Source organism: Salinicola halimionae (assembly GCF_003206065.1).
Lineage (GTDB): Bacteria > Pseudomonadota > Gammaproteobacteria > Pseudomonadales > Halomonadaceae > Salinicola > Salinicola halimionae.
In genome coordinates this window covers 368333-393641 of sequence record NZ_PZJQ01000004.1, presented here as the reverse complement: position 1 = coordinate 393641, position 25309 = coordinate 368333, and the positions used below count along the sequence as shown (strand labels likewise).

Annotated in this window: 23 protein-coding genes and 1 riboswitch; of the genes, 13 read left to right on the top strand and 10 right to left on the bottom strand. The window is 60.8% G+C overall.

All coding sequences use genetic code 11. The features are described 5' to 3' along the window. Window positions 1-14 precede the first annotated feature (14 nt). The 4 genes from DOM27_RS07705 (at window position 15) to DOM27_RS07690 (ending at window position 5163) form a co-directional block, all read left to right on the top strand. Window positions 15-1490, top strand: a complete 1476-nt coding sequence (locus DOM27_RS07705) for a M20 family metallopeptidase (protein ID WP_110655461.1) — start codon at window positions 15-17, stop codon at window positions 1488-1490. A 280-nt stretch (window positions 1491-1770) separates the two neighbouring features. Then, a complete protein-coding gene (locus DOM27_RS07700) occupies window positions 1771-3063 on the top strand; it encodes a 3-dehydroquinate synthase (protein ID WP_110655460.1) in 1293 nt (430 codons plus the stop codon). Next, a complete protein-coding gene (gene eboE, locus DOM27_RS07695; protein WP_110655459.1) occupies window positions 3050-4234 on the top strand; it encodes a metabolite traffic protein EboE in 1185 nt (394 codons plus the stop codon). The genes DOM27_RS07700 and eboE overlap by 14 nt, the downstream gene beginning before the upstream one ends. A 2-nt stretch (window positions 4235-4236) precedes the next feature. Beyond that, on the top strand, window positions 4237-5163 hold the full coding sequence (locus tag DOM27_RS07690; RefSeq protein ID WP_223162305.1) for a UbiA family prenyltransferase: 927 nt from the start codon (window positions 4237-4239) through the stop codon (window positions 5161-5163). A gap of 154 nt (window positions 5164-5317) precedes the next feature. Here DOM27_RS07690 and DOM27_RS07685 read toward each other — a convergent pair whose 3' ends face one another. Then, entirely contained in the window at window positions 5318-6754 is a 1437-nt protein-coding gene (locus tag DOM27_RS07685) for an alkaline phosphatase family protein (protein ID WP_110655458.1), read from the bottom strand. Window positions 6755-7054: 300 nt separating this feature from the next. On the opposite strand from DOM27_RS07685, the gene DOM27_RS07680 reads away from it, so the two are divergent. The 3 genes from DOM27_RS07680 to DOM27_RS07670 all read left to right on the top strand — a co-directional run bounded on the left by DOM27_RS07680 (window position 7055) and on the right by DOM27_RS07670 (window position 9336). Next, window positions 7055-7921, top strand: coding sequence for an EboA domain-containing protein (locus DOM27_RS07680; RefSeq protein ID WP_110655457.1), 867 nt, complete (start codon window positions 7055-7057; stop codon window positions 7919-7921). A 1-nt stretch (window position 7922) separates the two neighbouring features. Beyond that, entirely contained in the window at window positions 7923-8843 is a 921-nt protein-coding gene (locus DOM27_RS07675; RefSeq protein WP_110655456.1) for a TatD family hydrolase, read from the top strand. A gap of 115 nt (window positions 8844-8958) precedes the next feature. Further along, window positions 8959-9336, top strand: coding sequence for a DUF4870 family protein (locus DOM27_RS07670; protein ID WP_110655455.1), 378 nt, complete (start codon window positions 8959-8961; stop codon window positions 9334-9336). Between the two features lie 172 nt (window positions 9337-9508). Here the strand turns inward: DOM27_RS07670 and DOM27_RS07665 are convergent, their stop codons facing one another. Then, window positions 9509-10825, bottom strand: coding sequence for an MFS transporter (locus DOM27_RS07665; protein WP_110655454.1), 1317 nt, complete (start codon window positions 10823-10825; stop codon window positions 9509-9511). 423 nt (window positions 10826-11248) lie between these two features. On the opposite strand from DOM27_RS07665, the gene DOM27_RS07660 reads away from it, so the two are divergent. Continuing rightward, window positions 11249-12172 carry a lysophospholipid acyltransferase family protein gene (locus DOM27_RS07660; RefSeq protein WP_110655453.1) on the top strand — a complete coding sequence of 308 codons (924 nt, stop codon included), beginning with the start codon at window positions 11249-11251 and terminating at the stop codon, window positions 12170-12172. Between the two features lie 21 nt (window positions 12173-12193). Here the strand turns inward: DOM27_RS07660 and DOM27_RS07655 are convergent, their stop codons facing one another. Continuing rightward, window positions 12194-13060, bottom strand: coding sequence for a pirin family protein (locus DOM27_RS07655; protein ID WP_110655452.1), 867 nt, complete (start codon window positions 13058-13060; stop codon window positions 12194-12196). A 90-nt stretch (window positions 13061-13150) separates the two neighbouring features. After that, on the bottom strand, window positions 13151-14047 hold the full coding sequence (locus DOM27_RS07650) for a LysR family transcriptional regulator (protein WP_110655451.1): 897 nt from the start codon (window positions 14045-14047) through the stop codon (window positions 13151-13153). 152 nt (window positions 14048-14199) lie between these two features. On the opposite strand from DOM27_RS07650, the gene DOM27_RS07645 reads away from it, so the two are divergent. Further along, window positions 14200-14625 carry a VOC family protein gene (locus tag DOM27_RS07645; RefSeq protein ID WP_110655450.1) on the top strand — a complete coding sequence of 142 codons (426 nt, stop codon included), beginning with the start codon at window positions 14200-14202 and terminating at the stop codon, window positions 14623-14625. A gap of 97 nt (window positions 14626-14722) precedes the next feature. Here the strand turns inward: DOM27_RS07645 and DOM27_RS07640 are convergent, their stop codons facing one another. Further along, window positions 14723-15937: an MFS transporter gene (locus DOM27_RS07640; RefSeq protein WP_245392634.1), complete on the bottom strand. Its 1215-nt coding sequence runs from the start codon at window positions 15935-15937 to the stop codon at window positions 14723-14725. A 201-nt stretch (window positions 15938-16138) separates the two neighbouring features. Between DOM27_RS07640 and DOM27_RS07635 the strand changes: the two genes are divergently transcribed. The 3 genes from DOM27_RS07635 (at window position 16139) to DOM27_RS07620 (ending at window position 20698) form a co-directional block, all read left to right on the top strand. Next, window positions 16139-17041 carry a LysR family transcriptional regulator gene (locus DOM27_RS07635; RefSeq protein WP_110655449.1) on the top strand — a complete coding sequence of 301 codons (903 nt, stop codon included), beginning with the start codon at window positions 16139-16141 and terminating at the stop codon, window positions 17039-17041. An 83-nt stretch (window positions 17042-17124) separates the two neighbouring features. After that, window positions 17125-17254: riboswitch (TPP riboswitch) on the top strand. A gap of 114 nt (window positions 17255-17368) precedes the next feature. Next, on the top strand, window positions 17369-19252 hold the full coding sequence (gene thiC, locus DOM27_RS07630; protein WP_110655448.1) for a phosphomethylpyrimidine synthase ThiC: 1884 nt from the start codon (window positions 17369-17371) through the stop codon (window positions 19250-19252). A gap of 195 nt (window positions 19253-19447) precedes the next feature. Then, window positions 19448-20698 carry a dicarboxylate/amino acid:cation symporter gene (locus DOM27_RS07620; protein WP_110655446.1) on the top strand — a complete coding sequence of 417 codons (1251 nt, stop codon included), beginning with the start codon at window positions 19448-19450 and terminating at the stop codon, window positions 20696-20698. 115 nt (window positions 20699-20813) lie between these two features. Here DOM27_RS07620 and DOM27_RS07615 read toward each other — a convergent pair whose 3' ends face one another. The 3 genes from DOM27_RS07615 to DOM27_RS07605 form a co-directional block, all read right to left on the bottom strand. Next, window positions 20814-21002: a CsbD family protein gene (locus DOM27_RS07615; RefSeq protein ID WP_110655445.1), complete on the bottom strand. Its 189-nt coding sequence runs from the start codon at window positions 21000-21002 to the stop codon at window positions 20814-20816. A 296-nt stretch (window positions 21003-21298) separates the two neighbouring features. Further along, on the bottom strand, window positions 21299-21577 hold the full coding sequence (locus tag DOM27_RS07610; RefSeq protein ID WP_075571275.1) for a peptidylprolyl isomerase: 279 nt from the start codon (window positions 21575-21577) through the stop codon (window positions 21299-21301). Between the two features lie 125 nt (window positions 21578-21702). After that, a complete protein-coding gene (locus DOM27_RS07605) occupies window positions 21703-22014 on the bottom strand; it encodes a glutaredoxin family protein (protein WP_110655444.1) in 312 nt (103 codons plus the stop codon). 120 nt (window positions 22015-22134) lie between these two features. Between DOM27_RS07605 and DOM27_RS07600 the strand changes: the two genes are divergently transcribed. Then, window positions 22135-23457, top strand: coding sequence for a pyridoxal phosphate-dependent aminotransferase (locus tag DOM27_RS07600; RefSeq protein WP_342588606.1), 1323 nt, complete (start codon window positions 22135-22137; stop codon window positions 23455-23457). A 107-nt stretch (window positions 23458-23564) separates the two neighbouring features. On the opposite strand, the gene DOM27_RS07595 is transcribed toward DOM27_RS07600, so the two are convergent. Together DOM27_RS07595 and DOM27_RS07590 are read right to left on the bottom strand one after the other, a co-directional pair. After that, window positions 23565-24557, bottom strand: coding sequence for an adenosine deaminase (locus DOM27_RS07595; RefSeq protein WP_110655442.1), 993 nt, complete (start codon window positions 24555-24557; stop codon window positions 23565-23567). 72 nt (window positions 24558-24629) lie between these two features. Continuing rightward, window positions 24630-25262 (bottom strand): LysE family translocator, encoded by a 633-nt coding sequence (locus DOM27_RS07590; protein ID WP_110655441.1) that lies wholly within the window; start codon window positions 25260-25262, stop codon window positions 24630-24632. Window positions 25263-25309 lie beyond the last annotated feature (47 nt).

Below are 25309 nucleotides of genomic sequence, written 5' to 3'. Positions count from 1 at the left end.
AGAGAGAGTTTTTCATGGACGCAACTGCTACCGATTCCCCCACCCGGCGGCTCGATGTGCTGATCGAAGCCAAACGCGATCGCTTCATCGATTACGCCAATCAGGTATGGGAATACGCTGAGACCCGTTTCGAGGAGACCCGCTCCGCCAAGACGCTGAGCGACGCGCTGGAAGCCGAGGGTTTTCAGGTCGAACGGGGTATCGCCGGCATCGAGACGGCTTTCGTTGCCAGCTACGGCAGTGGCAAGCCGGTCATCGCCCTGCTCGGCGAGTACGACGCCCTGGCCGGGCTGAGCCAGCGAGGTGAGTCGAGCGAGGCGGAACCCCTGGTCGCCGACGGCAACGGTCACGGCTGCGGTCACAATCTGCTGGGCGTCGCCGCCCTGGCCGGCGCCGTCGGCGTGCGTGACTATCTGGAAGAGCGTCGCTCGACCCACGGCCTGCCGGGCACGGTTCGCTTCTACGGCTGCCCGGGTGAGGAAGGCGGCTCCGGCAAGACCTTCATGGTGCGCGAAGGTGTCTTCGACGATGTCGACGCCGCCCTGACCTGGCATCCCCAGGCGTTCAACGCCATCTTCTCGACCCCGACGCTGGCCAACATTCAAGCCTATTTCCGTTTCAAGGGCACGGCCGCCCACGCAGCCAACTCGCCTCATCTCGGCCGTAGCGCACTGGATGCCGTGGAGCTGATGAACGTCGGTGCCAACTACCTGCGTGAGCACGTCGTGCCGGATGCCCGCTTTCACTACTCGATCACCCGCACCGGCGGCGCCTCACCGAACGTGGTTCAAGCCGAGGCCGAGGTGCTCTACCTGATGCGCGCCAGGCGCATGGCCGACGTCCAGGCGATCTTCGAGCGTATCCAGAAGATCGCCCAAGGCGCAGCAATGATGACCGGTACCGAGGTCGAGATGGTGTTCGACAAGGCGTGTTCCGGCTACCGCCCCAATCGCACGCTGGAAAGGCTGATGCAGGCCCAGTTCGAGGCGTTCGGGGCACCGCGTCACGACGAGAAAGAAAAGGCCTACGCAGAGCGGATCCATTCCACGGTCAGCGAGGACGACCTGCGCACTACCTACGCCAACATCGTCAGCGCCGGTGGAGAAGCCGCCGAGGCCTATGTCGACGAGCTCGACGGCAAGGCGCTGGTCGATGATCTCGCCCCCTACAGCGCCAGTGAAGCGCTGATGTATGGCTCCACTGACGTAGGAGATGTGAGCTGGGTGGTACCGACCGCTCAGTGCTACGTCAACTGCTTCGCGCTGGGCACACCTCTGCATACCTGGCAGGTGGTCGCACAGGGCCGCAGTTCGCTGGGCCATAAAGGCATGCTGCAGGCGGCCAAGGTAATGGCGGGCACAGCCGTGGCGCTGCTCGAGACCCCCGCCACTCTGGCCGAAGCACAGGAAGAGCTGGGCTCGGCCACGCGTCGGCAACCCTATTGCTGCCCGATTCCCGAGGATGTCACTCCTTCACCGCTGAAAGGATGATCGCCGCCGAACCAACCGATGAAAATCCGATAGAAATGTCGAGGCGGCACAGGCATTTGACGCCGCCTTTTTATCGCTGCCGACGTTTTAATGAGAGTCGACACGTTCAAAAACTCGATATGCTGCTAATACTTCGTAGCAAAAGAACCATTCTTGTCGCCTGCCCCGTAGAACCCCGAAGCTAGCTCCGTGAAACCCAAGCTAGAGGCCAAGCGAGACCGCCCGATAACGAAGCGGTCCGCTTTTTCGTTTTCGGACCCCTTACGCAGGCGATAACTTCATGAACCGGCCCGCATTATCGTTTTCGATCGATGGCAATGTCGCCCTCGATTCGCCATCCTTCACGACGCAGCCGCAGTCGATCAGGCAGCACGATACCTTTCAACGTTCATCATCGACAGAGATCCATTGGCAGCGATTTTCCGTTGCCTATGACTATCCCGTCGCGTTCACCCGGGAAATCTTTTCCCCCGACAACTCGCTGCTGGCCGACGTCATTTCACGCAAAGAGCCGCGCAAGAATCACCGCTGCCTGATTTACGTCGATGCCGGCATTGCCGCTACCTGGCCGGACCTCGAGTCCCGAATCAACGCTTACTTCGCTACCCATGCGAGTCAGATGACCCTGGTGACCGCGCCGATCACGGTAACGGGTGGAGAATCCATCAAGACCAATCGTGAGACGATCGACGGGGTGCTGGAAGATATCCAGCGCTTTGGTGTCGATCGGCATGCCTACGTCATCGTCATTGGCGGCGGTGCGGTACTGGATGCGCTCGGCCTCGCCGCTGCCATGGGTCATCGCGGCGTGCGACTGATTCGTCTGCCGACGACCGTGCTGTCACAGAACGATAGCGGCGTCGGGGTCAAGAATGCCGTCAACTTCAAAGGTCACAAGAATTTCATCGGTACCTTCGCCCCGCCCTGGGCGGTGCTCAACGACTTCGATTTTCTCGGCACGCTCTCGCGACGAGATCGGATCGCCGGTATCTCCGAGGCGATCAAGGTGGCCCTGATTCGCGATGGTGCCTTTTTCGACTGGCTCGAGACCAACGCCGATTCATTGGCCGAGTTCGACCCGCGCACCGAAGAGATCATGATCCGACGCAGTGCCGAGCTGCACATGCAGCAGATCGGCCGCGGCGGCGACCCGTTCGAACTGGGTTCGTCTCGCCCGCTGGATTACGGACACTGGTCGGCGCACAAACTCGAGACGCTGACCCATCACGGCATCAGCCACGGCGAAGCCGTCGCCATCGGCATCGCCCTAGATGCCCGTTATTCCGTGTTGACGGGCCTGCTTCCCGCCGGTGCCGAATGGCGCATCGTGTGGCTGCTGAAGCGCCTGGGTCTGCCAGTCTTCCATGCCCAGTTGCTGGAAATCGACGACGATGGCCAGCCCGCCATACTGACGGGTCTTAGAGAATTCCAGGAACATCTCGGCGGCGAACTCACGATCACGCTGCTGGCCGGCCTGGGTCGCGGGCACGACGTTCACGAGATCGATGAAACCACCATGACAGCCGCGATCGACTGGCTGCGCGATGAGGCGAATAGCCATGCAGCTGCCTGATGATCTGGGTCAACTGACCTACTGTCTCAATATTCATCCGACCCAGACCTGGGAAGCCGTACGTGACGCGCTGCTCGGGCCGGTGAAACGGGTGCGTGAAGCCGTCTCCCCGGAAGCGACCTTCGGCGTGGGGTTGCGCCTGTCCGCCCAGGCGCTAGAGGAACTTCGCGCCCCCGACGCACGTGCCGAGCTCAAGGACATTCTCGCCCGGGAGAACTACCGTGTGGTGACCATGAACGGGTTCCCGTTCGGCCCCTTCCATGGCATCCCGGTCAAACAGAACGTTTATCAGCCCGACTGGAAGCAGCGCGCCCGACTGGACTATACCTGCTGGCTGGCCGATCTGATGAGTGAACTCGGTGCCGCTGGCGATACCTTGAGCCTGAGCACCGTACCCGGCACCTTCAAACCCCTGGCCGAGGGCGCACAATCGCAGATGGCGGACAATCTGCTCAAGGCGGCGGCTCACTGTGTGGAGCTGGCTCGACAGACCCAGGTGACCATCGCGATTGCGTTGGAGCCCGAGCCCCACTGCTTTCTGGAAACCATCGCGGAAACCGTTGCCTTCTTCCGCGACTGGCTCTATTCCGACGCCGCTGCAGCGCGCCTGAGCGAGCTCAGTGGCTTGTCGCTCGACGAGGCGAAGCAGGCGCTGCCACGCCACCTCGGCGTCTGTTACGACGTCTGTCACGCCGCCGTCGAGTTCGAAGATCCTGCCACCAGTATCGAGGCGCTGCGCACGGCCGGCATTCCCATCCACAAGCTGCAACTGAGCGCGGCACTGCGGATTCCGCAGTTCGATGCCGCCAAACGCGAGGCGCTGGTCCCGTTCTGCGAACGCACCTATCTGCACCAGGTCGTGGTAGCCACCGACCACGGGCTGGTGCGATATGCGGACCTTCCCGAGGCGCTAGCTGACGACGCCCGCACCGATGGCGAGGAATGGCGGATCCACTATCACGTGCCGATCTTCGTGGAGACGATTCCGCCGTTCGAGACCACGCAGTCGTTTCTCGCCGACATTCTCGCTCTGCATCGTCAGCAGCCGATTTCCCAGCATCTGGAAGTGGAGACCTACACATGGCAGGTATTACCGGAGAACCTACGCACCGAGAGCGTGGAGACGGCCGTGGCGCGGGAACTGACCTGGGTCAAGCAGCAGCTGACCTGAACGTGCCAATATCAGAACCAGAGGCTTCCACGCTACGGAGTTCAAAGGTACCCGGGCTGAACTCGAGAGTCTGGCTGGAACTGGGCCGGGTTTCCAACCTGCCCACGGTCTGGAGCAACGTGCTGGCCGGGGTCGTACTGGCCGGCGCGGGGGCCGGTGCTCTATGGCATTCTGGCACCGCCTTGCCTCTGCTGCTGGCACTGACGCTCTTCTACCTCGGCGGCATGTATCTCAATGATGCTTGCGATGCCGAGATCGACGCGCGTGAGCGCGCCGATCGGCCGATCCCGCGGGGGGATATCGACCGCCTGACCGTCTCGCTGCTGGGTGCCGGAATGCTCGCTCTGGGAGGTCTACTGCTGTTCCTGAGCCACCCCTCTGCCGGGGTGACGGGGCTTGCGCTGATCGCCGCGATCCTGAGCTACGACTGGTGGCACAAGCGGATCGGCTGGAGCCCGCTGCTGATGGGGGCGTGCCGTTTTCTCACCTATCTGACGGCAGCGCTGGTGGTCACCAATACGCTCAACGACATGGTCGTATGGGGTGCGCTAGGCCTCGCTTGCCATGTCGTCGGTCTGACCTACGCCGCTCGCCAGGAAGCCTACGACCGTCTGGGTGCGGCTTGGCCCCTCGGCGTATTGGCAGTCCCCGTCGTATTGATGCTGGCTACCATGCTGATCGGCCCCGAACCTTCACTACTCGCCCTGATGCTATGGCTGGGCTATCTGGCCTGGGGAGCACGCTGTCTGATGTGGCTTTTCCGCCGCGCGCCGGGAGACGTGCCCCGTGCCGTCGTGGGTCTTATCGCTGCGATTTCGCTCTATGACGCCACGCTGATGGCGGCCATGGGAGCGGATGGGATGGCTTTGCTGGGCGTGCTGGCATTCGCCGCGACCTTGGCGCTGCAGCGAGTAACTTCCGGCACTTGAACACTTGCTTGAACACTTGGAGAGATAGCATTTGATCGACGACAACCTCTGAAACACAAAAAACCGGGGCGGCATCGTGAAGATGTCGCCCCGGCTTTCCTGCGTCTCCCGATATCTTTCCTATGCCATGACTCGACGCTGAAGCGCGACCGCCTCAGGCGCTGGCAGCATCGGCAGCGGTCTCCCGCGACGACGTATCACCTTTCTCGTCCCCGAATACATGTGTCAGTACCAGCGCCTTGAAATCGACGGCCTTGAGCGCACCCTGCGGCAGCAGGTCCGCTTCGGACGAGATCACCAGCGGCCCCATGTCTGGGTCGTCTGTCACCCTCCCGTGGGCGCCCTTGACCAGCGTGGTGTCCTTGAGAGAAATGACATCCAGCAGCTGGCGCATGCCCAGCTTGCGCTTGGCGAGACGCCAGCCCGCCGACAGTTTGGGCGACTTCAGCGCAGGATCGAAGAACAGCTCCACCGGGTCGTACCCCGGCTTGCGGTGGATATCGACGGTACGCGCATAGTCCGGCGCTCGAGCGTCATCCAGCCAGTAGTAGTAACTGAACCACCGATCCGGTTCGGCAATCGCCACCAGATCTCCCGAGTTGGGATGGTCGAGCCCCTGTTCACGTTTTTCGCTATCGCCCCAGACGGCCTCCACACCCTCGAGTCCTTCGAGCAGCGCCCTGACTTTCGGAATCTCTGTCGGGTCGTTGACGTAGACGTGCGCCACCTGATGGTCGGCAACCGCAAATGCCCGTGAGGCGCCGGCATCGAGTTGTTCCTGCGCCTTCTCGCGACGCACGGCCACCAGGCCTGCCTCGCGCAACACGCGATTGATATGGACGGCATCGCGCACCGGTGTAATCCCGTATTCGGACACCACGATGACCCGCCGCCCTTCCCGATCGGCCGCGTCGATCAGCTCGCCGCACAACGCATCGACGTCTCTGAGATCACGCTGCAATTCAGGGTGGGAAAGATCCGGCCCCAGACGCTGGAGGTTGTAGTCCAGATGCGGCAGATAGGTCAGCGTCAGTGTCGGGTCGCGGGTTTCCATGACATGGCGCGTGGCATCGCTGATCCAGCGGCTCGAGGAGATGTCGGCCATCGGCCCCCAGAAGCTGAACAGCGGAAACGTTCCCAATCGTTCATCGAGTTCGTCATGCAGTGCAGGCGGAGAGGTGTAATGATCCGGCAACTTGCGACCGTCTGCAGGGTACATGGGCCGGGGAGTCGCGCTCCAGTCTGCCGTCGAGTACATGTTGTACCACCAGAACAGTTTGGCGCAGGTAAAGTCGGGATTCTTCCGTTTGCCGGCTTCCCAGATTTTTTCACCGGTGACCAGACGATTGGATTGGCGCCAGAACCACACTTCAGCAAGATCCCGGAAATACCAGCCATTGGCCACGGCACCATGCTCGCTGGGTGGCAAACCGGTCACGAGCGTTGCCTGCACGCTACATGTCACCGCAGGCGTCACGGTATTGAGCGGGCGCACTCCGCCACGCTCGGCAAGACGTTTCAAGGCCGGCGTGTGTTCACCGACCAGACGGGGCGTCAACCCCACCACGAGAATTACCAGGGTATTGTGCATGGCTCCTGCCTGCCGATTGAGTCATAGGGTTCCCACCGTCACGACCTATCGAAACGATATGTAAAGACTCCTTATCAGCCAACGTGTCATCAGACAATCGACATTCATTTTTTCGCTCAATTATCCGCAATTAACACGAAAAATCTGGTTAGATCAGATTCAAATAGACTCAAAAACCTCAATTGTAAAAACGAATCCATTACTCGAAAACGGCACATTAATTAGCCAGTTAATTGAGCTTGGGAGTTGTTTTCAACAGTCGATAAAGTAGTGGCATCGAACATCAGGCCGGAATCTTACATGCCAGTTACATCTTTGGAGCTACTCCGCGAGTGGGTCTACCGCCAGACACCCGACCATGCGGAATGGCTCGACGCGCAGTACGCCCGACTCAGCGAGAGCGCTAACGAGTGCGATCTGCACTTGTTTCTAGGCCTGGCACCCCGACGTCTCGGCAAGCAGGATTTGGCGCTATCGCCAGCAGATCTGGCGCTGGCGAATCGGGCCTACCCAGGCTGGAATCCCTCGGGCTGGAGTCTCGATGGCGCGGCCCGCATCGCCGCGTTGCTGACCTTCCGTGGTCCTCGCCCGTTCCCGGACACGTTTCAGGACCTGGTCAGAACCGCCGATGCCCGTGAACTGATCACGCTATATCGAGGGTTGGCGCTCTATTCCCAGGCGGAGTCGCTAACCTTCGAAGTGGGCGAAGGGCTGCGCTCCAATATGCGGGCAGTATTCGAGTCCATCGTTCACCGCAACCCTTATCCGCGCGATCACTTCGACGAGCATCGCTGGAACCACATAGTACTCAAGGCGCTATTTATCGGCAGTCGTCTGGGACCGATCGTCGGCCTCGACCAACGCGCCAACGCCGAGCTGGCGAGAATTTTGCTCGATTACGCCCAGGAGCGCTGGGCTGCCGGACGCCAGGTCAGCCCGGAGCTATGGCGCTGCATTGGCCCCTTCGCGGAGAGCGTATCGGCTTACGAGGCGCTGCAGCGCGCACTGGCGGGAACATCCGACGAACGTGGCGCAGCCACCCTCGCGTTGACCGCTTCCGACACCCCTTCCGCTCGAACCCTGTTGCTGACCACACCCGACACCACCGCACTGGTGGCAGAGGGTCGCATCAATTGGGACAACCTGACTCTGCAAGAGGCCGCCTGAGATGTTCATCGATCCCCACGCCCACATGGTCTCTCGTACCACCGATGACTACGAAGCCATGGCTGCCGCTGGCATCGTGGCACTGGTCGAGCCGGCCTTCTGGGTCGGCCAGCCACGGACTTTCGTCGGCACCTATGTCGACTATCTTTCTTCGCTGGTCGGCTGGGAGCGCTTCCGTGCCGGCCAGTTCGGCATCCGTCACTACTGCACCATCGGCCTCAATTCCAAGGAAGCCAATAACGAGGCACTGGCCGAAGGCGTGATGGAGTGGCTACCGCGCTTCGCCATGAAGGAAGGCGTGGTTGCCATCGGTGAGATCGGCTACGACGAGCAGACACCGCTCGAGGACAAATACTTTCGTGCCCAGCTGACCCTGGCCAAGGAGCTCGAGCTGCCGGTAATGGTGCATACCCCTCATCGCGATAAAAAGCGTGGCACCTCACGCTCGATGGACGTGTGCGAAGAGATGGGTCTCGATCCCTCCTGGGTAGTGATCGACCACAACAATGAAGAGACGGTGCGCGAGACACTGGATCGGGGCTACTGGGCAGGCTTTTCCATCTACCCCTCGACCAAGATGGGCAATGCGCGCATGGTCGAACTGCTCAAGCAGTATGGCGGTGATCGCATCATCGTTGACAGCGCCTGCGACTGGGGAATTTCCGACTGCCTTGGTGTTCCCAAGACTGCGCAGTTGGCGCTCGAGTCCGGTATTTCCGAGTCCGTGGTGCGTCGGGTCACTTATGAAAACGCACTCACTGTCTACGGCAAGAGCGGTCAGATGCAGGCCTCCGACTGGCTCGATCCAGACCCCATCGACCAACGCACGCTATTCGAAGGCAACTCGATTCTGCGTGGCGGCCGCGATCCTCTTGTCGAGACTGCCCCCACGAGGCGACGGGACAACCTGCTCATCGAATAACGCTCAGGATTCCACCTGTTTCGCCATTTTCACTGCCATTCCCGAGGAAGTGGCACCTGACGCCTCTCGGCGGCAAAATACGGACACCCCCCGATAAGCCGACGAGAGGAACCCTATGTCTTCACCGCTCGATACCCCTATCGCCGAATCGAACACCGAAGCCAAGCGCCCAGACACCACGCTAGCCATGATCGTGTATGCCCTGCTCCTCGGCGTCTTCATCACCGGCATCACGCCGGTTATCGGCGTGATCATCGCCTACGTCTACCGGGGCAATGGCCCACGCTGGCTGGACGAGCACTATCGCTACCATATTCGTACTTTCTGGATCGGCCTGCTCTACGCCTGTATCAGTTGGATACTGGCCTTCGTGCTGATCGGTTTCGTGCTCATGGCACTGCAAACCGTCTGGCTGATTGTGCGCTGCGTGATAGGGTTCAAGGCATTGCAGGAACACCGCGCGCCTGACAAGGTCGATAGCTGGCTATGGTAATGCTGATTGGCGTGGCACCGGCTGAATGGGCACCAGCCGTGGCTTGCCCCGGTAAACCGGCAGCAGACAGGCGATGAAGTCCTGCCGGGCGCTAGCTAGCATCTCTGCATCTCGCCACGCGTGATGCAGAGATGACCTTTTCCATGCTATTTGTGATGCCGGTCGGCTCAACTCAAGGTGGCCGCGGCTCATCACCCGTTCCGCGCTTATCAACTGACTCCGGGTTTTCCGCGTCATCCGCTGCAGGTTCCAGTGGCTCGCCGACTTCGTCTTGAAGCTGATAATCGTAGGCTGCCTGAAGGCCGGATTCTTCGTCGCTCTCTTCCTCTTCAGCCTGAGCGATGTAGCCGGGGTAGAAGGGCGAGAGGATAGCCACCAGGATGCCGAGCGCCGAGAACATGGCAAATGCCTGGGTGTAACCGAATGCGTTAACCAGCAGGCCGACGACGGGCGAGCCGGTCGCTTGTCCCAGCGACAAGGCCATGAAAGGCAGTACCGGCCCCGCTGCCAGCCGGCCCGGCAACAGGCGAATGCCGGTCATCAGGTAGAGTCCGGTCAGGCTCATGTAGGCCAAGCCGAAGATCAGCGCGGAAAAGACCGCCAGCACCGACTGGCCGGGGCTGGCCGCGAGCAAGGCCAGGCTCGCGGCGAGCATCATCAGCATCAGGGCTTGCGTGATAGGCGGATTGTTGCGATCGGCCAGGTCGGCCACGAAGGCGCCGCCGAGGCCTGCGATGCCTACCGCGAGCCACAGCCACCCGGTGGCGCTGGGCGGCAAACCACCGAGGCTGACCACCAGATCGGGCGCGAATATCCAGTAGGCGGATGCAACGAAGCCCATCACGAAGGCAAACAGCGAGAGCCTGACCAGACGCGACCACGGCAGCGCGCTGATCGGCGGCGGCGGTGCGGCATTCGACGGAGTGATTCGCGACACCGAGGGTAGGAAGAGCCACGCAGCGACCACGCCGATGACCGCTATTACGGCAAATGAGACGTATGCGAAACGCCAGGCCCCGGTCAGGAACAGCACCGTCGGTACGGCCAAGACCAGACCGATGCTGGTACCCGCGTTCATCACCGAGCTTACGCGTCCATGCAGCGAGCGTTTCACCAGCGCCTGCATGGCCGCCGTGAGCGCAGGCATCATCAGACCGGTACAGATGCCGCAGGCGAACACCCCCGCGCCGAGCAACAGCGCGCCGGAGGCCTGGCTAATCAGCGCCAGACCGCCGACCCCGAACGCCCCGGAGAGCACCGCTGCATTGCGGGCACCGAAATAGTGGGTGGCAAGTGGCGCAACCAGGGTGGCGAACAGGAAGCTGATCAGCGGCAGCGCGCCGATGATGCCGATCGTGTCCGGCGCGAGGCCCAGCTCGTCGCGGATGGGCGGCACGAACAGCCCAAAGGCGAAACGCGCGAGGCCGTAACTGATCGCGATCAGCCCTGCCCCCAACAGCGCAAACCCTGTGCTCGCAAGGGGTTTCATAAGGCTTCCACCCGGCACCGCTGCCGCGCGATGATCGCGGGTCGATGTTCGCTCTGTTCATGGGCGTTGGTCATTGTGGGCCCCTGTCAGATGGATTCATGGAACAAATGTAGCTGCCGCACGGCGCTCCGCGCTATAAAACCCGAAGGGCCATGACCTTTGCTCGCATTGCTGCGCGGCGTGATAATGAGCGCCTATCTCTTGTTGGTGATTGTCACTATGTCCCGCTCCCAGGATACCTCCCCGCGTTCACCCAACGCCGATCGCCATCGGAGTCGTGCCGGCCGCTCGGCGAGGTCGGCGAGGTAGCGCTGCTCAAGGTGGTCACGGTCGACGCCACCGACGCATGTCTCGACTGGAGACGGCCCAAGGACCGGCGAATAAAAGCGCATATTGAAAACGGGTATTAAAAGAGAGAAACGAATGATCGAAGGTCTGCAAGCCCGCGCCATTCATACGCTATGGCGCCTGCTGTCGCACTGTCGACTGAAGACGATGTGGTCGCTGGCGGGCGCCGCCAGCCACGTGCTATATGCCGGTTCACGTCGGGAGCGCCACGTTACCCGCCGCAACCTCGAAGTCGCGTACCCTGACGAGAGTAGCGAGCAGCGCCGCAGCCGGATCAAAACCAGCCTGCGTCACTCTGCCGCCACCATGCTGGAGCTGGGGTTCGCGTGGGTCGCCAAGCCGAAGCGAGTCGACGCTGCCATCGTCGAGGTCCATGGCCGCGAGCTACTCGATGACGCACGCGCCGAGGACCGTGGGGTTATCGTGCTGGCACCGCATTTCGGCAACTGGGAGGTGCTCAATTTCTGGCTATCGAGCCACTTCCCGTTCACGGCCATGTATGAGCCGCCCAAGATGGCCGATCTCGATCCTGTCATCCGTCACGGCCGTGAACGCATGGGCGCCGAGCTGGTGCCCACCAACCCACGGGGCGTCGCGGCCCTGTTGAAGGCACTCAAGCGTGCCGAGGCGGTGGGTATTCTTCCTGACCAGGAGCCCGATTGGGGCAGCGGCGTGTTTGCCGACTTCTTCGGCCGCCCCGCCTATACCGCCACGCTGTTACCCAAACTGGTCGCTCGAACCCAGGCCCGCGTCGTCACCGGCGTTGCCAAGCGTCTACCCGATGGTCGCGGCTTCGCGATTCATTTTATCGCAGCCGACCACCGCGTCTACGACACCGACGAGGTGACGTCGGCCGCCGGTGTCAACGCCTGCGTCGAGTCCGCCATCGCTCTCGATCCGGCCCAGTATCAATGGGAATACAAGCGCTGGAAGAAGACCGAGCTGGAACAGCAGAAAGTGCCGGGGTATCGCGAAAAACGCCTTTACAGCAAGCGCTGAACACCGCCGAAGCAATTCGTGTTATTGCGCCAGACCGCCGAAACGCCCCGCCTGATAATCATCGATCGCCGTGGCGATCTCGTCACGAGTATTCATCACGAACGGGCCATGCGAGACCACGGGCTCGTCAATGACATCGGCGTGGCCGAAGAGCAACCGGGCGTCGGTAGTGGTTTCGATATCGATCCCATCACCGTCACGCTCCAGCTCGACCAGATGCTGCGCCCTGACCGGCTCGCCACCCACGGTGACCTCACCATCGATGACATAGAGGAAGACCTGACGGCCGACAGGCACTGCCAATCGATGGCTTGCCCCGGCAGGAACCGAAAGCGTCGACATGAAGACGTCGGTCAAGGTCTCGATGGGTCCTGAGGTGTCGTCATGCTCGCCGGCGATCAGGCAAAGCTCACCGCCACCTTCCAGCGCAATGGCAGGAATCGAATCTCGCTGCAATCCGATATAGCGCGGCTCGCTCATTTTCAATCGCGCAGGCAAGTTGATCCAGAGCTGCAGAATCTCCAGCGGCCCGCCCTTGCTCAGAAACTCAGGCGGCGAAATTTCGGCATGCACGATACCGCTTCCCGCCGTCATCCACTGCACGCCACCCGCCCGGATTACGCTCTGATGATCGGCGCTATCGGCGTGTGCCAGCGAGCCTTCCAGAATGAACGTCACGGTCTCGAAACCGCGGTGCGGGTGCGGCCCGAACGGCAGACCGCCATTGTTGGTGGAATAGACCTGCGGGCCGTGATGGTTGAGAAACAGAAACGGATCGAGCTGATCGAGCCCGGGGCCCGGTAACGGCCGGCGAGTCGTCAGATCGCCGATATCATCGCGGATCGCAGCATGCTGGGCGATGACACGGCGTGGTGTGTACGTAGGCATGGAAGCTTCCTTTAGCGATTTACTTGCCAAGAGACTGGCCTGCAGTCTAGGGCACAGCCAGCGCTAAAAAAGCGAATGATTTTCACCGTTTCATTGCATCGGTTCGTTGATTGGGAAGGGAGTGCTCTGCGTGTCCACCAGCGCCTCTTCGATCAAGGCCACCAGCGGCGACTGATCCGGCGATAGTCGCGACACCATGATCAGTTCTCGATGGAAGCTTTGCTCTTCCAGTGAAATCACGCGTACCGGCAGCGGCTGTTGACGCTGCCAAAGCCCTGTCAGCGGGATCAGAGCGACGCCCAGACCGCACTCCACCATTCGCGCGATGGCATCGATTTCATCGAGCTCCAGTCGAATTTCCGGCCGCAACCTCCGCCGTTCGAGAAAACGCACCACCTGACGCCCACCGAAGGAGCCCCGGTCGTAAAGCACCAGTGGATAGTTTTCGAGCAGCGATTCCACCGTACCGCCTTCGGCATGGGGCGGCGCGATCAACACGAACGGCTCTCGAGCGATGACGCGGGAATGGAGATCCGCGGGTAGCGCAAACGGCGGCCGGACGATCAGCGCCATATCCAGATCGCCTTTGTCGACCTGGTCGAGCAGCGCCAACGATACACCGGGTACGATGCGCGTCATGACCCCCGGCACATCACGAGTCAGCGTCTGCAGAACCTCGGGCAACACCCCGCTCTGCAGACTGGCGATCGCTCCGAGATGCCATTCGCCAGTCAAACCGTCCGCCCCGGAATGCCGGATCCGCTCGACCAGCGCCAGCATCTCATTGGCTTGCGGCAATAGTCGGCGTCCAGCCGCATTGAGCCGAACGGCACGTCCGGTACGCTCGAACAGCGACTCGCCGATATCGGACTCGAGCTTGCGAATCTGCGCACTGACCGCTGACTGGGTCAGCCCGACGGCACTGCCAGCAGCGGAAAACGTGCCGTGATGCACGACGGCAAGAAAGGTTCTGAGTTCTTTGAACATAGAGGGAAAAGCGGCGCCATGAATTCAAAATATTTTATATCAGACAGCAATATTATGCGCTTTTCATCAAATTTATTCGCCGTCACAATGCAGTCACTCTGAAGGAACCATCACCACTATGAATTCTACCCACGCTTTTCAGGAGCTCTTCCATGGCACTTTCCCCTTTCCACCTCGCCATTCCGGTCCACGATCTGGCCGCAGCGCGCAAATTCTACGGCGAGACGTTCGGCCTGAGTGAAGGTCGCTCCAGCGAGCAGTGGGTCGATTTCGACTTCTACGGCCATCAGCTGGTAATTCACGAGCACCCGCAGACGCCGTCGCAGCAATCGGCTCATACCAATCCGGTCGACGGCCACGATGTGCCAGTGCCGCACTTCGGTATCGTGCTGAGCTGGCCGGAGTGGGAAGCACTGGCCGAGCGTCTCAAAGGGTTTGGCACTCAGTTCGTGATCGAACCTTATGTTCGCTTCCAGGGCCAGCCTGGCGAGCAGGCGACCATGTTCCTGTTGGATCCGTGCGGTAACGCGCTGGAGTTCAAGGCATTCAAGGATATGGGCCAGCTGTTCGCCAAATAATACCCGTCAGCGAACCAAAAAAGGCCGTCGATCCTGAACTGACTCAGATCGACGGCCTTGTCGTTCGAAGCGTGTCATCTAACACGCGCACTCGGTGTCAGGCGGCTTCCAGGCGCCTCAGATGCAGAGCGCCAATCGCCAGCGCGGCCAGCAAGAGTACCGCGATGAATAGCGAGACCCCATTCCAGCCGCCCCAGAACCAGAAGGCCCCACCCAAGGTGCCTGCCACGCTGGAACCCAGATAATAGCTGAACAGATAGAGAGATGACGCCTGCCCCTTGGCCTGCCTGGCGCGCTGGCCAACCCAGCCGCTGGCCAGCGAGTGCGCGGCGAAAAAGCCGAAGGTGAAAACCAGCATGCCAATCAGGATCAGGCTGATCGGCTCGAACAGCGTGATCGCCAGCCCTACCAGCATCATCGCGATGAACATCCAGAATATTCGCTGGCGCCCTAAACGATCCGCTAGCGACCCTGCCCAGGCCGAGCTGTAGGTACCGGAGAGATAGGCAATCGAGAGCAGGCCGACCAGGGCCTGGCTCACCTGGTAGGGCTCGGCCAGCAGACGATAAGCAATGTAGTTGTAGAGCGTGACGAAGCCTCCCATCAGCAGGAAAGCTTCGACGAATAGCCAGGGTAGCCCCCGATCCTTGAAGTGAACGGTGAATCCGGACAACACGTTGCGCCAGTTCAGCGGACGTGGCGTGAAGTGCTTCGATGGCGGCAGCCAGCACATGAACAGGATCGCTGCGATCAGGGCCACGATGCCAATGATGGCGAGCGTCCAGCGCCACGGCACCCAGTCGACCATGACGCCGCTGATCAAGCGTCCGCTCATCCCGCCGATCGAATTGCCGCTGATGTAGAGCCCCATTGAAAGGCCGACGTAACGCGGATGAATTTCTTCATTGAGATAGGTCATCGCCACTGCGCACAGGCCGGAGAGCGATAGTCCAGCCAAGGCCCGCATGATCAGGATGCCTGTCCAGTTGGGCATGACCGCCGCCAGTAGCGTACAGGTCGAAGCTGCCAGCAGCGCGATCGTCATTACCGACTTGCGCCCCACCGCGTCCGAAATCGGCCCGGTGATCAACAACCCGATCGCCAACATGCCGGTGGAGACCGACAGCGACAGGCTGCTGGTCGCGGCATCGATATCGAAAGCGTCGGACAGAATCGGCATCAGCGGTTGAACGCAGTAAAGCAGCACGAAGGTCGAGAAGGCGCCGAGGAACAGCGCCAGCATGGTCGGCCGATAGCCGCGCTGGCCGCGCTCGATGAAGCCGCTTTCGACGGTTTCCGCCTCGTGTTTCAACTGACGATTCGTTGACTCGGTCGCGTTCTGGATATCAGAGGTGGATGAGTGGCCGGACAAACTTTTTCTCCAATGACGTATCCGGCTCAAGTTGATTGGCGAGCCAGCAGGACAAGCTTCGACTAGACCTTGGTAGGTTACGCTGCCGCCACTATGCTTTCTAATATATTATTCGACGCTTTTGAGAGGTTTCACGACTCAATGGAAATGCGCTATCTGCGCTACTTCATCGCCGTGGCAGAAGAACTGCATTTCAGCCGCGCAGCGCAGCGACTGGGTATCTCCCAGCCGCCGCTCAGTCAGCAGATCCAGGCGCTGGAGCGCGAGCTGGGCACGCGTCTGCTGACTCGGACCAATCGACGCGTCGAGCTGACCGAAGCCGGGCACGTGTTTCTCGACGAGGCCCGCGACATCCTGGCACGCACCGAACGCGCCACGCGGCTGGTTTCCCGACTCGGTCGAGGCGAGGCGGGCCAGTTGCGTATCGGCTTCACCACTTCTGTGCCGTTGACCTCGACCCTGCCGCGTACGCTGATGCGTTATCGCCAGCGTTATCCCGACGTCGAGTTGCGCATGCATGAACTCAATAGCCAGCGCCAGATCGAACCGCTGCTACAGGGCGATCTGGATATCGGCATCATGCGGCCCGCCACCCTGCCGGACGGCCTCGACGCCTTCACCTTGATTCGCGAACCGCTGATGGCCGTGGTCAACGAACAGGGGCCGCTGGGTGGCAGCGCTTTACCGCTGACACTTGACGAATTGGCGACGCATCCGTTCGTCTATTTTTCGCCTGCCGCCGGAACCGGCCTGCTCGATCAGTTCAACGCCCTGTTCGCCAGGCGCGGGCTCAGCCCTCGCCTGGTTCAGGAAGTCGGTGGCCCCAATACCATTATCAGTCTCGTTGCCGGAGGAATGGGCGTATCGATTCTTCCCGCCTCCTTTCGCCATATCCAGATCGACAATGTCCGCTACCGTCCCATCAGTGAAGCTGATGCCATCTCCGAAGTGTGGCTGACCCACGCCCGTCAGCATCTGACCCCGCAGGCCCGATCGTTCATCGATCTGGTCGAGCGGGCTGTCGATTCATCAAGCCCACCATGACCGCCACGGCCGGGCTTGCCGTCGCAAACGGCTTGACCCGACCCGATCTTCGCCACAGACTGCTCACGGCGATGAACGATATCGCCAGCTTGACGGGGTGCCGGTGGAACCGGCTGAGATCGTCCTGCGCTGAAGCCAATTCACAGCGCCACGACGGATCCCGACGAACCTGATCCGGCTAGTACCGGCGTAGGGATCAAGCGGAGAATCTCACATCCCGGGTAGCGTTCCGTCGATTCGTTCTCCCCCTCCCGCGCTGTGCGCCGGCCTGACCCGATAGCCTTGGCAAATACGCCGGGCAAGTCATGCCACGGAGCACGACCGAACATGAAATCACCCCGATTCCTTTCCGAAACAGCCCGCGTCGACAGCGCCGCCATTGCCCCGCTGCCCGCCTCGCAGAAGATCTACATCACCGGCTCACGGCAAGACATCCGCGTATCCATGCGTGAGATCGCCCTCTCGCCGACCCAGACGAAGCACGGTCTCGAGCCCAACGCGCCATTGGCCGTCTACGACACCTCCGGCCCCTACACCGACCCCGCGGCCGACATCGACATCCGTCGCGGTCTACCCGAACTGCGTCGCGACTGGATCGATGAGCGCGGCGATACCGAGCGGCTCGATGGCCCGACGTCGCACTACGGCAAGGTTCGCGCCGAGGACCTGCGACTTGCTACTTTGCGCTTCCAGCTCGAGCGCACGCCGCGTCGTGCACGAGCCAGCGCCAATGTTACCCAGCTCCACTACGCCAGGCAGGGCATCGTCACCCCGGAGATGGAATTCATCGCGATTCGCGAGAATCAGCGCCGGAACGAAGCGCATATCGCATCGGAAGATCCCATGCTCGAGCATCAGCACCCCGGTGAATCCTTCGGCGCCAATTTGCCCGAAGAAATCACACCGGAGTTCGTGCGTGACGAAGTCGCTCGCGGCCGTGCGATCATTCCCGCCAACATCAATCACCCCGAAAGCGAGCCCATGATCATCGGACGTAACTTTCTGGTGAAGATCAACGGCAATCTGGGCAACTCGGCGGTTTCCTCCTCGATCGAGGAAGAGGTCGACAAGATGACCTGGGGCATCCGCTGGGGGGCGGACACGATCATGGACCTCTCCACCGGTCAGAACATCCACGAAACCCGCGAATGGATCATCCGCAACTCGCCGGTGCCCATCGGTACGGTGCCGATCTATCAGGCGCTGGAAAAGGTCAACGGCGTGGCCGAGGACCTCAACTGGGAGATCTTTCGCGATACGCTGATCGAACAGGCGGAACAGGGTGTGGACTACTTCACCATTCATGCTGGCGTGCGCCTGCATCACGTCCCGATGACCGCTAGGCGCGTGACCGGCATCGTCTCCCGCGGGGGGGCGATCATGGCCAAGTGGTGCCTGGCCCACCATCAGGAAAGCTTCCTCTATACCCACTTCGAAGACATCTGCGAGATCATGAAGGCCTACGACGTCTCTTTCTCGCTGGGAGATGGTCTGCGACCAGGTTCCATCGCCGATGCCAATGACGAAGCGCAGTTCGCCGAGCTGGAGACCCTGGGCGAGTTGACGAAAATCGCCTGGCAGCACGACGTTCAGGTGATGATCGAAGGTCCCGGCCACGTGCCGATGCAACTGATCAAGGAGAATATGGAGAAGCAGCTCGCCTGCTGCGACGAAGCGCCGTTCTATACGCTCGGCCCGCTGACCACCGATATCGCGCCCGGCTACGATCACATTACCTCCGGCATCGGTGCGGCGCAGATCGGCTGGTACGGCTGTGCCATGCTCTGCTACGTCACGCCCAAGGAGCATCTGGGTTTGCCCAACAAGGATGACGTCAAGACCGGCATCATCACCTACAAGATTGCCGCCCATGCCGCCGACCTCGCCAAGGGTCATCCCGGCGCCCAGCGCCGCGACAATGCGCTGTCCAAGGCGCGTTTCGAGTTTCGCTGGGAGGATCAGTTCAATCTCGGTCTCGATCCCGATACCGCCCGCGCTTATCACGACGAGACGCTCCCCAAGGAGTCGGCCAAGGTGGCGCACTTCTGCTCGATGTGCGGACCCAAGTTCTGTTCGATGAAGATCACGCAGGAAGTCCGCGAGCGCTTCGGCGACGCCACCACTCTCGCCGGAGACCAGCGGGAGGCCGGTCTGCAGGAGCAGGCGGAGCGCTTCAAGCGAGAAGGCGGTGAGCTCTACCGGGAAATCTGATACCGCCTGTGCAAGCGGGCCTGCGTCTTCCGAGCGTCGACGCAGGCTTCAGTACCGGATCGACGCGCCAAGACTTTGGTCGCAATCAGGTTATATGGCATCCCGTTTTCGAATGGGCGGATCGCAAAAGGCCCGGGGATGCGTAAAATGCGCGCTTTTGCCCCCGGCAATTTCGCCTGCACAAGGACCCCGCGCATGACTGCAACAACCTCCCGGCCAAATCTGTGGCGACGCATTCCCCTGTGGCAAAAGATAATCGCGGGCCTGGCATTAGGGATCCTGGCAGGCGCACTCATGGGCGAGCAGGCCAGCGTGTTCAAGCCGCTCGGCGATATCTTCATCAACGGCATCAAGATGCTGATCGTCCCGTTGGTGTTCTCGACGCTGGTGGTCGGTATCACCGGCATGCGCGATCCGCAAAAAATGGGCCGTGTCGGCGCTCGCACAATCGGGCTCTACCTGGTGACGACCGCCTTCGCGATCGTCATCGGCCTGGTCGCGGCAACCATTTTCCAACCGGGCGTCGGCGCGGATGCCTCGATGAGTGCCGCGCAACAAACCAATGAAGCGCCGTCACTGGTCGATATCGTCGTCGGGCTGGTGCCGTCGAATCCGCTTCAAGCGATGATCGAGGGCAATATCCTGCAGATCATCGTCTTCGCCATCGGGCTGGGCATTTCCTTAATGCTGATCGGCGAGAAAGGTGAGCCGGTGGTTCGCGTATTCGAAAGCTTCGCCGAAGCGATGTACAAGCTCACCGCTATCGTCATGGCATTCGCGCCGTTCGGCGTATTCGGCCTGATGGCCAACGTCTCGGGCCAGTACGGGCTGGACGTGCTGCTGCCTCTGGCCAAGGTCATCGGCGTGGTCTATCTCGCCTGTCTGGTTCACGTACTCGTGGTCTACACCGGTTTGCTGACGCTGGTCGGTCGCCTCAATCCCGTCCGCTATCTGCAGGGCATCATCGACGCCCTGGTGGTCTCGTTCTCTTCGGCATCGTCTTCCGGCACCCTGCCGGTTTCCATCCGCTGCGCACAGAAGAATCTCGGTGTGTCCGAAGGTGTTTCGAGTTTCGTGTTGCCGGTAGGCGCGACCATCAACATGGATGGAACGGCGATCTATCAAGGTGTCGCGGCGCTGTTCGTCGCTCAGCTGGTCGGGGCCGACCTGTCGATGATGGATTACGGCATGATCGTGCTGACCGGCACGCTGGCTTCGATCGGCACGGCGGGCGTGCCCGGCGCTGGCCTGATCATGCTGTCGATCGTGCTGGCGCAGATCGGTCTGCCGCTGGAGGCGATCGGCGTCGTCGCCGGCGTGGACAGAATCCTCGATATGGCGCGCACCAGCGTCAATGTCGCTGGAGACCTGATGGTGACGACACTCGTTGCCAAGAGCGAGAAAGAGCTCGACCTGGAGACTTATAACCGTCCGAGCAAAGCCTGACAGCTAACGCTCTTCCAGACGACAGCGGCCCCGATCAAGACCGGGGCCGCTGCATGAAGAGTCTTTGCTGGCAACAATGGGCCTAAAGACTCGATGTACTGATATTCAGCAAGAACTAGTGGCGTGGTTTGGTGGCGTCCTTCAGGTTGCCCTTGGCGGTCTTGGCATCCCCCTTGGCCTGTTGGGCTCTACCTTTACCTTCGAGTTCGTGGTCTTTGGTCATCTTGCCGGCGGCTTCCTTGACCTTACCGGCGGCCTTGTCGACCTTGCCTTCCGTCTTGTCTGACTTTGAATGCGTAGTCATGGGTACTACCTCGCTTTCCGTGGATATCCTTATCCGCCCGTCGTCTTCTCTCATGCTGATCACACCGACAACGACGAACGTTCATTCAGAGTAGTTGGTCGCAGGAAAGCCGAAATGGGAGATTGGTAACGATTTGTTCTTGGGCAGCGAGCCGTCTATCGAAAGACGAACGACGGGAGATGATCGAGGGGCCATCGGTCGAAGAGATTATGACCGAAGCGATAACCGTCGAGGCAAGCAGAGGTAACACGGTGGGTCAACGAGAGCCGCCCGGAGGCGAGCGGCTCGACAGGCTATCAAGTGCGCGAGGTCACTTCCAGCAGATGGTAGCCGAACTGGGTCTTGACCGGGCCGTGTACTTCGTTGACGGCGCCATTGAAGACGACCTCATCGAACTCCTTGACCATCTGGCCACGGCCGAAAGTTCCCAGCTCACCGCCCTGACGCCCTGAGGGGCAGCTGGAATGCTGACGTGCCACTTCGGCGAAATCACTACCGGCTTCGATCTGCTGCTTGAGTTCGAGACATTTCTGCTCGCTGTCGACGAGAATGTGGCGGGCGCTGGCCTGTGCCATGACTTCACTCCTGAGTCTTGATCAATGGGGGAGCGGGCATTCTACGAAATCCGCCCTGCCGACGTCACCGACAATCGATTCGATCGCTTCCACATGGGGCCGGTGCCGAATCCGTTACCCTCGGATCAGCCGAAGCGCCGCTCGAGATAACGATTGATGTCGGCCGATTCATACATCCACTCCACCGAGCCATCCGCTTTCTCGATGCGCAGGCACGGCACCATCGTCCTCCCGCCGCCTTCCATCAGATCCTGACGATGTCTGGGATCACGCTGGGTATCACGTAGTTCGATAGGCAGTGCCAGCCTTTGAATCTGGCTGCGGACACGCTGACAGAAGGGGCAGTTCATGAAGTGATAAAGCGCCAGATGCCGGCAGGCACTATCGATATCGGCCTGCGCCTCGGCAGAACGTTCGATGGGAGTCGATGAAAACATGTCTTTGAATCTCCGTATCATCTTGTTCAATCCGCACTCGCTCCTGAGGCAGTCGACCTGGCAGATCGCTGAAGCGCTCGAGATCTGAAGGGATTTCAGTGTCTCAAAGGAACGATTAGCATGCCAACTAGCGTGCGTTATATGATTCGGAAAACCCTCGTCCCTTCTCTCGATCCAGCGAGCCCTTTCATGTCCGATGTCATTCCCCACAGCCTTCGCCCTTACTGCTCCTCCCGAGTTCAGGAAATGCCTGACAACCAAATCGTCGCCGTCGCGGATCTTGCCCGGCATGACGCCTCGGTCGTTCGGCTATGGATTGGTGAGGGTGATCTGGCGACGCCTGCCTATATAAAGCAGGCGGCAGTGGATGCACTGGGACAGGACGATACTCGCTACAGCTATTCTCAGGGCCTGCCCGAACTGCGCCAGGCGCTCTCCGACTATCACCGCCGCCATTGGCAGGTCGATGTTGCCGCCGAGCGGTTCTGTCTTTCGATCGGCGGCATGAACGCCGTGACCATGGCGCTTCAGGCGATTCTCGACGAAGGCAGCGAAGTGATCATGCCGACACCGGCATGGCCCAACGCCCGACAGATGATCGAGATCGTCGGCGGGATCAACGTATCGACGCCTTTCGATTTCCATCCGGATGGCAATATCGAGCTCGATCTGGACAAGCTGTTCGCAAAAGTGACCGATCGCACCCGCGCCGTTTTCATCAACTCACCGTCCAACCCCACGGGCTGGCGCATGCCGCTCCAAGACATGCGGCGATTGAGAGACTTCTGCCGGGAAAAAGGGCTCTGGATCGTGGCCGACGAGGTCTACAACCACTTCGTTTATAACGATGCGGGGCATGACGGCCGGCAGCACCTGAGTGGAGACGGTCCGGCGGAATCCTTTCTGCAGATCTGCGAGCCGGGCGACAAACTGCTGGTGACCAACACGTTTTCCAAGAACTGGTGCATGACCGGATGGCGCGCCGGTTGGATCACGTTCCCGCAAGGCATGGATCAGCTGTTCGCCAGATTATGCCAGTACAATACCACCGGCGTGGCACCCTTCGTCCAGCGGGCTTGTATCGCGGCGCTAGAGAATGGCGACGAATTCATCCGCCATCAGGTGGAACGCTGCCAGGCATCGCGGGACGTCCTGGTCGCAGGTCTGGCCGCGCTGGACAACGTGACCGTATTCTCTCCACAAGGCACCTTCTATCTCTTTTTCAAGGTGCATGGACTGAACGGATCGAGCCTGGATACCGCCAAGCGGATCCTGCGGGAAGCCAAGGTCGGCGTGGCGCCGGGGAGCGCCTTCGGCCCGGAGGGGGAAGACTATCTTCGAATCTGTTTCGCCATCGATCCCGCACTTGCCAAGGAAGCGCTCGCCCGACTGGTACCGTTTCTGACCGCAATGGCCGACTCACCCCAAGGTGCCACCGTCTAGTCACAGCTCTGGACAAATAGTTGCCGCCCTGAACGACGATTGCCCGGCGCGCTGGCCGGGCAATCGTCGTTCGAGAATCGCTATCGTTCGGCAGTTCAACGAGGGTCTCAGCAGGCCGACAGATGCTGCAATAGCTCGCTGCGGCGCTCTTCCGGCATGAACGCGACGTCGATCGCGTTGCCCGCCAACTGTTTGAAAAGGTCCCGATCCCAATCGAACGCTTCGAAACACGCAATGTAGTTCTCCAGCACGCCGCCGCCGAAATAGGCCGGATCGTCGGAATTGAGCGTGACTTTCACGCCCTGCTCGAGCATGGCCGGCAACGGGTGATCGGTCATCGTCTGAACGACCTTCAAGCGAACGTTGGAAAGCGGGCAGACCGTCAACGGAATCTGCGATTCCCGTAACCTTTCCAAAAGATCGGCGTCCTGCAGGCAGGCGACACCATGGTCGATCCGGCAGATATCGAGCACATCCAGCGCTTCGGTGATATAAGCCGCAGGGCCCTCTTCTCCCGCATGCGCCACGCGTGGAATGCCCAGGGCCTTGGCCCGTTCGAACACGGCTGCAAACTTGATAGGCGGATTGCCCATCTCGGCGCTATCGAGACCGACGGCGTCGATCACCTCGTAATAGGGTGCCGCTTTCTCCAGCACCTCCATCGCTTCATTCGCATCACGATCGCGCAGGAAGCTCATGATCAGTGCCGTCGTCATCCCCCACCGGCGCTCCGCATCGCGCATGGCATGACGCAACCCTTCGAACGGGATTGCCAGCTCGACACCGCGACTCAGATGCGCCTGAGGGTCGAACGACAGCTCGACATGCACCACGCCCTCTTTCTGCGCCCGCTCCAGATAATCCATCGCCAGGTCATAAAAATCCTGCTCGGTGCGTAACACCCGCATCCCTTGATAATAGAGATTCAGGAACGACTGCAGGTCGCTGAAATCATAGGCGGCACGCACCTCATCCACCGTTGCGTAGGGCAACGACACGTTGTTGCGCGCCGCCAGCGAGAACATCAGCTCCGGCTCCAGCGAACCCTCGATATGTAAGTGCAGTTCGACCTTGGGTAATTCACGCAGCCAAGTCTTCACGAGCGCTCCTCGCCAGTTGAGTGGATGCGTCTCAGGATGCCGAAAATGGTTCGGGGAGGAAAGCCACAAGGCTTACATCCGCGTCGTCAGCACCTTGATGCCCAAGGCAATCATCGCCACGCCCAGCACCCGATCGATCCAGTGGCTGAAGCGCTTGAAAGCGCGGTGAATCGGCGGCGTGGAGAGCAGCAGTGCCACCGCCGAGAACCAGCCCAGTTGAATCAACATGATCCATACGCCATAGATCGCGACCTGATACAGCGGCATATCGGGCGACAACACGATGGTGAACAGCGAAACGAAATAGATCGGTGCCTTGGGATTGAGCGCATTGCAGAGGAAGCCTGTGCCGATCGTGCGCAGCGCCGAGCGCGGCGGCACAATGTCTTCCGCTCGTGCGGGCGCATTGGCTGCCACTGGCCGCGAACGCAATCCCGAGATCCCTAGATAGAGCAGATACGCACCGCCGATCAGCTTGATCGCCCACAACGCCTCCGCGGAGTTGGCGATCACCGCGGCCAGCCCGAAGGCCGAATAGACGATATGAATCGACAGCCCCAGCGCGATGCCGAGGCTGCACAGCAAGCCGATGCGCTTACCGTGATTGAGCGTCTGCTGGGTCACCAGCACGAAGTCGGGGCCCGGCGAGGCTGCCGCCAGTAGATGCACGAAGGTAATGACAATCAAGCCGTGTAGCATTTCCATGACGATCCCTGCGATGCTGGAGAGACGATAGGCACGCCACGTGCCCC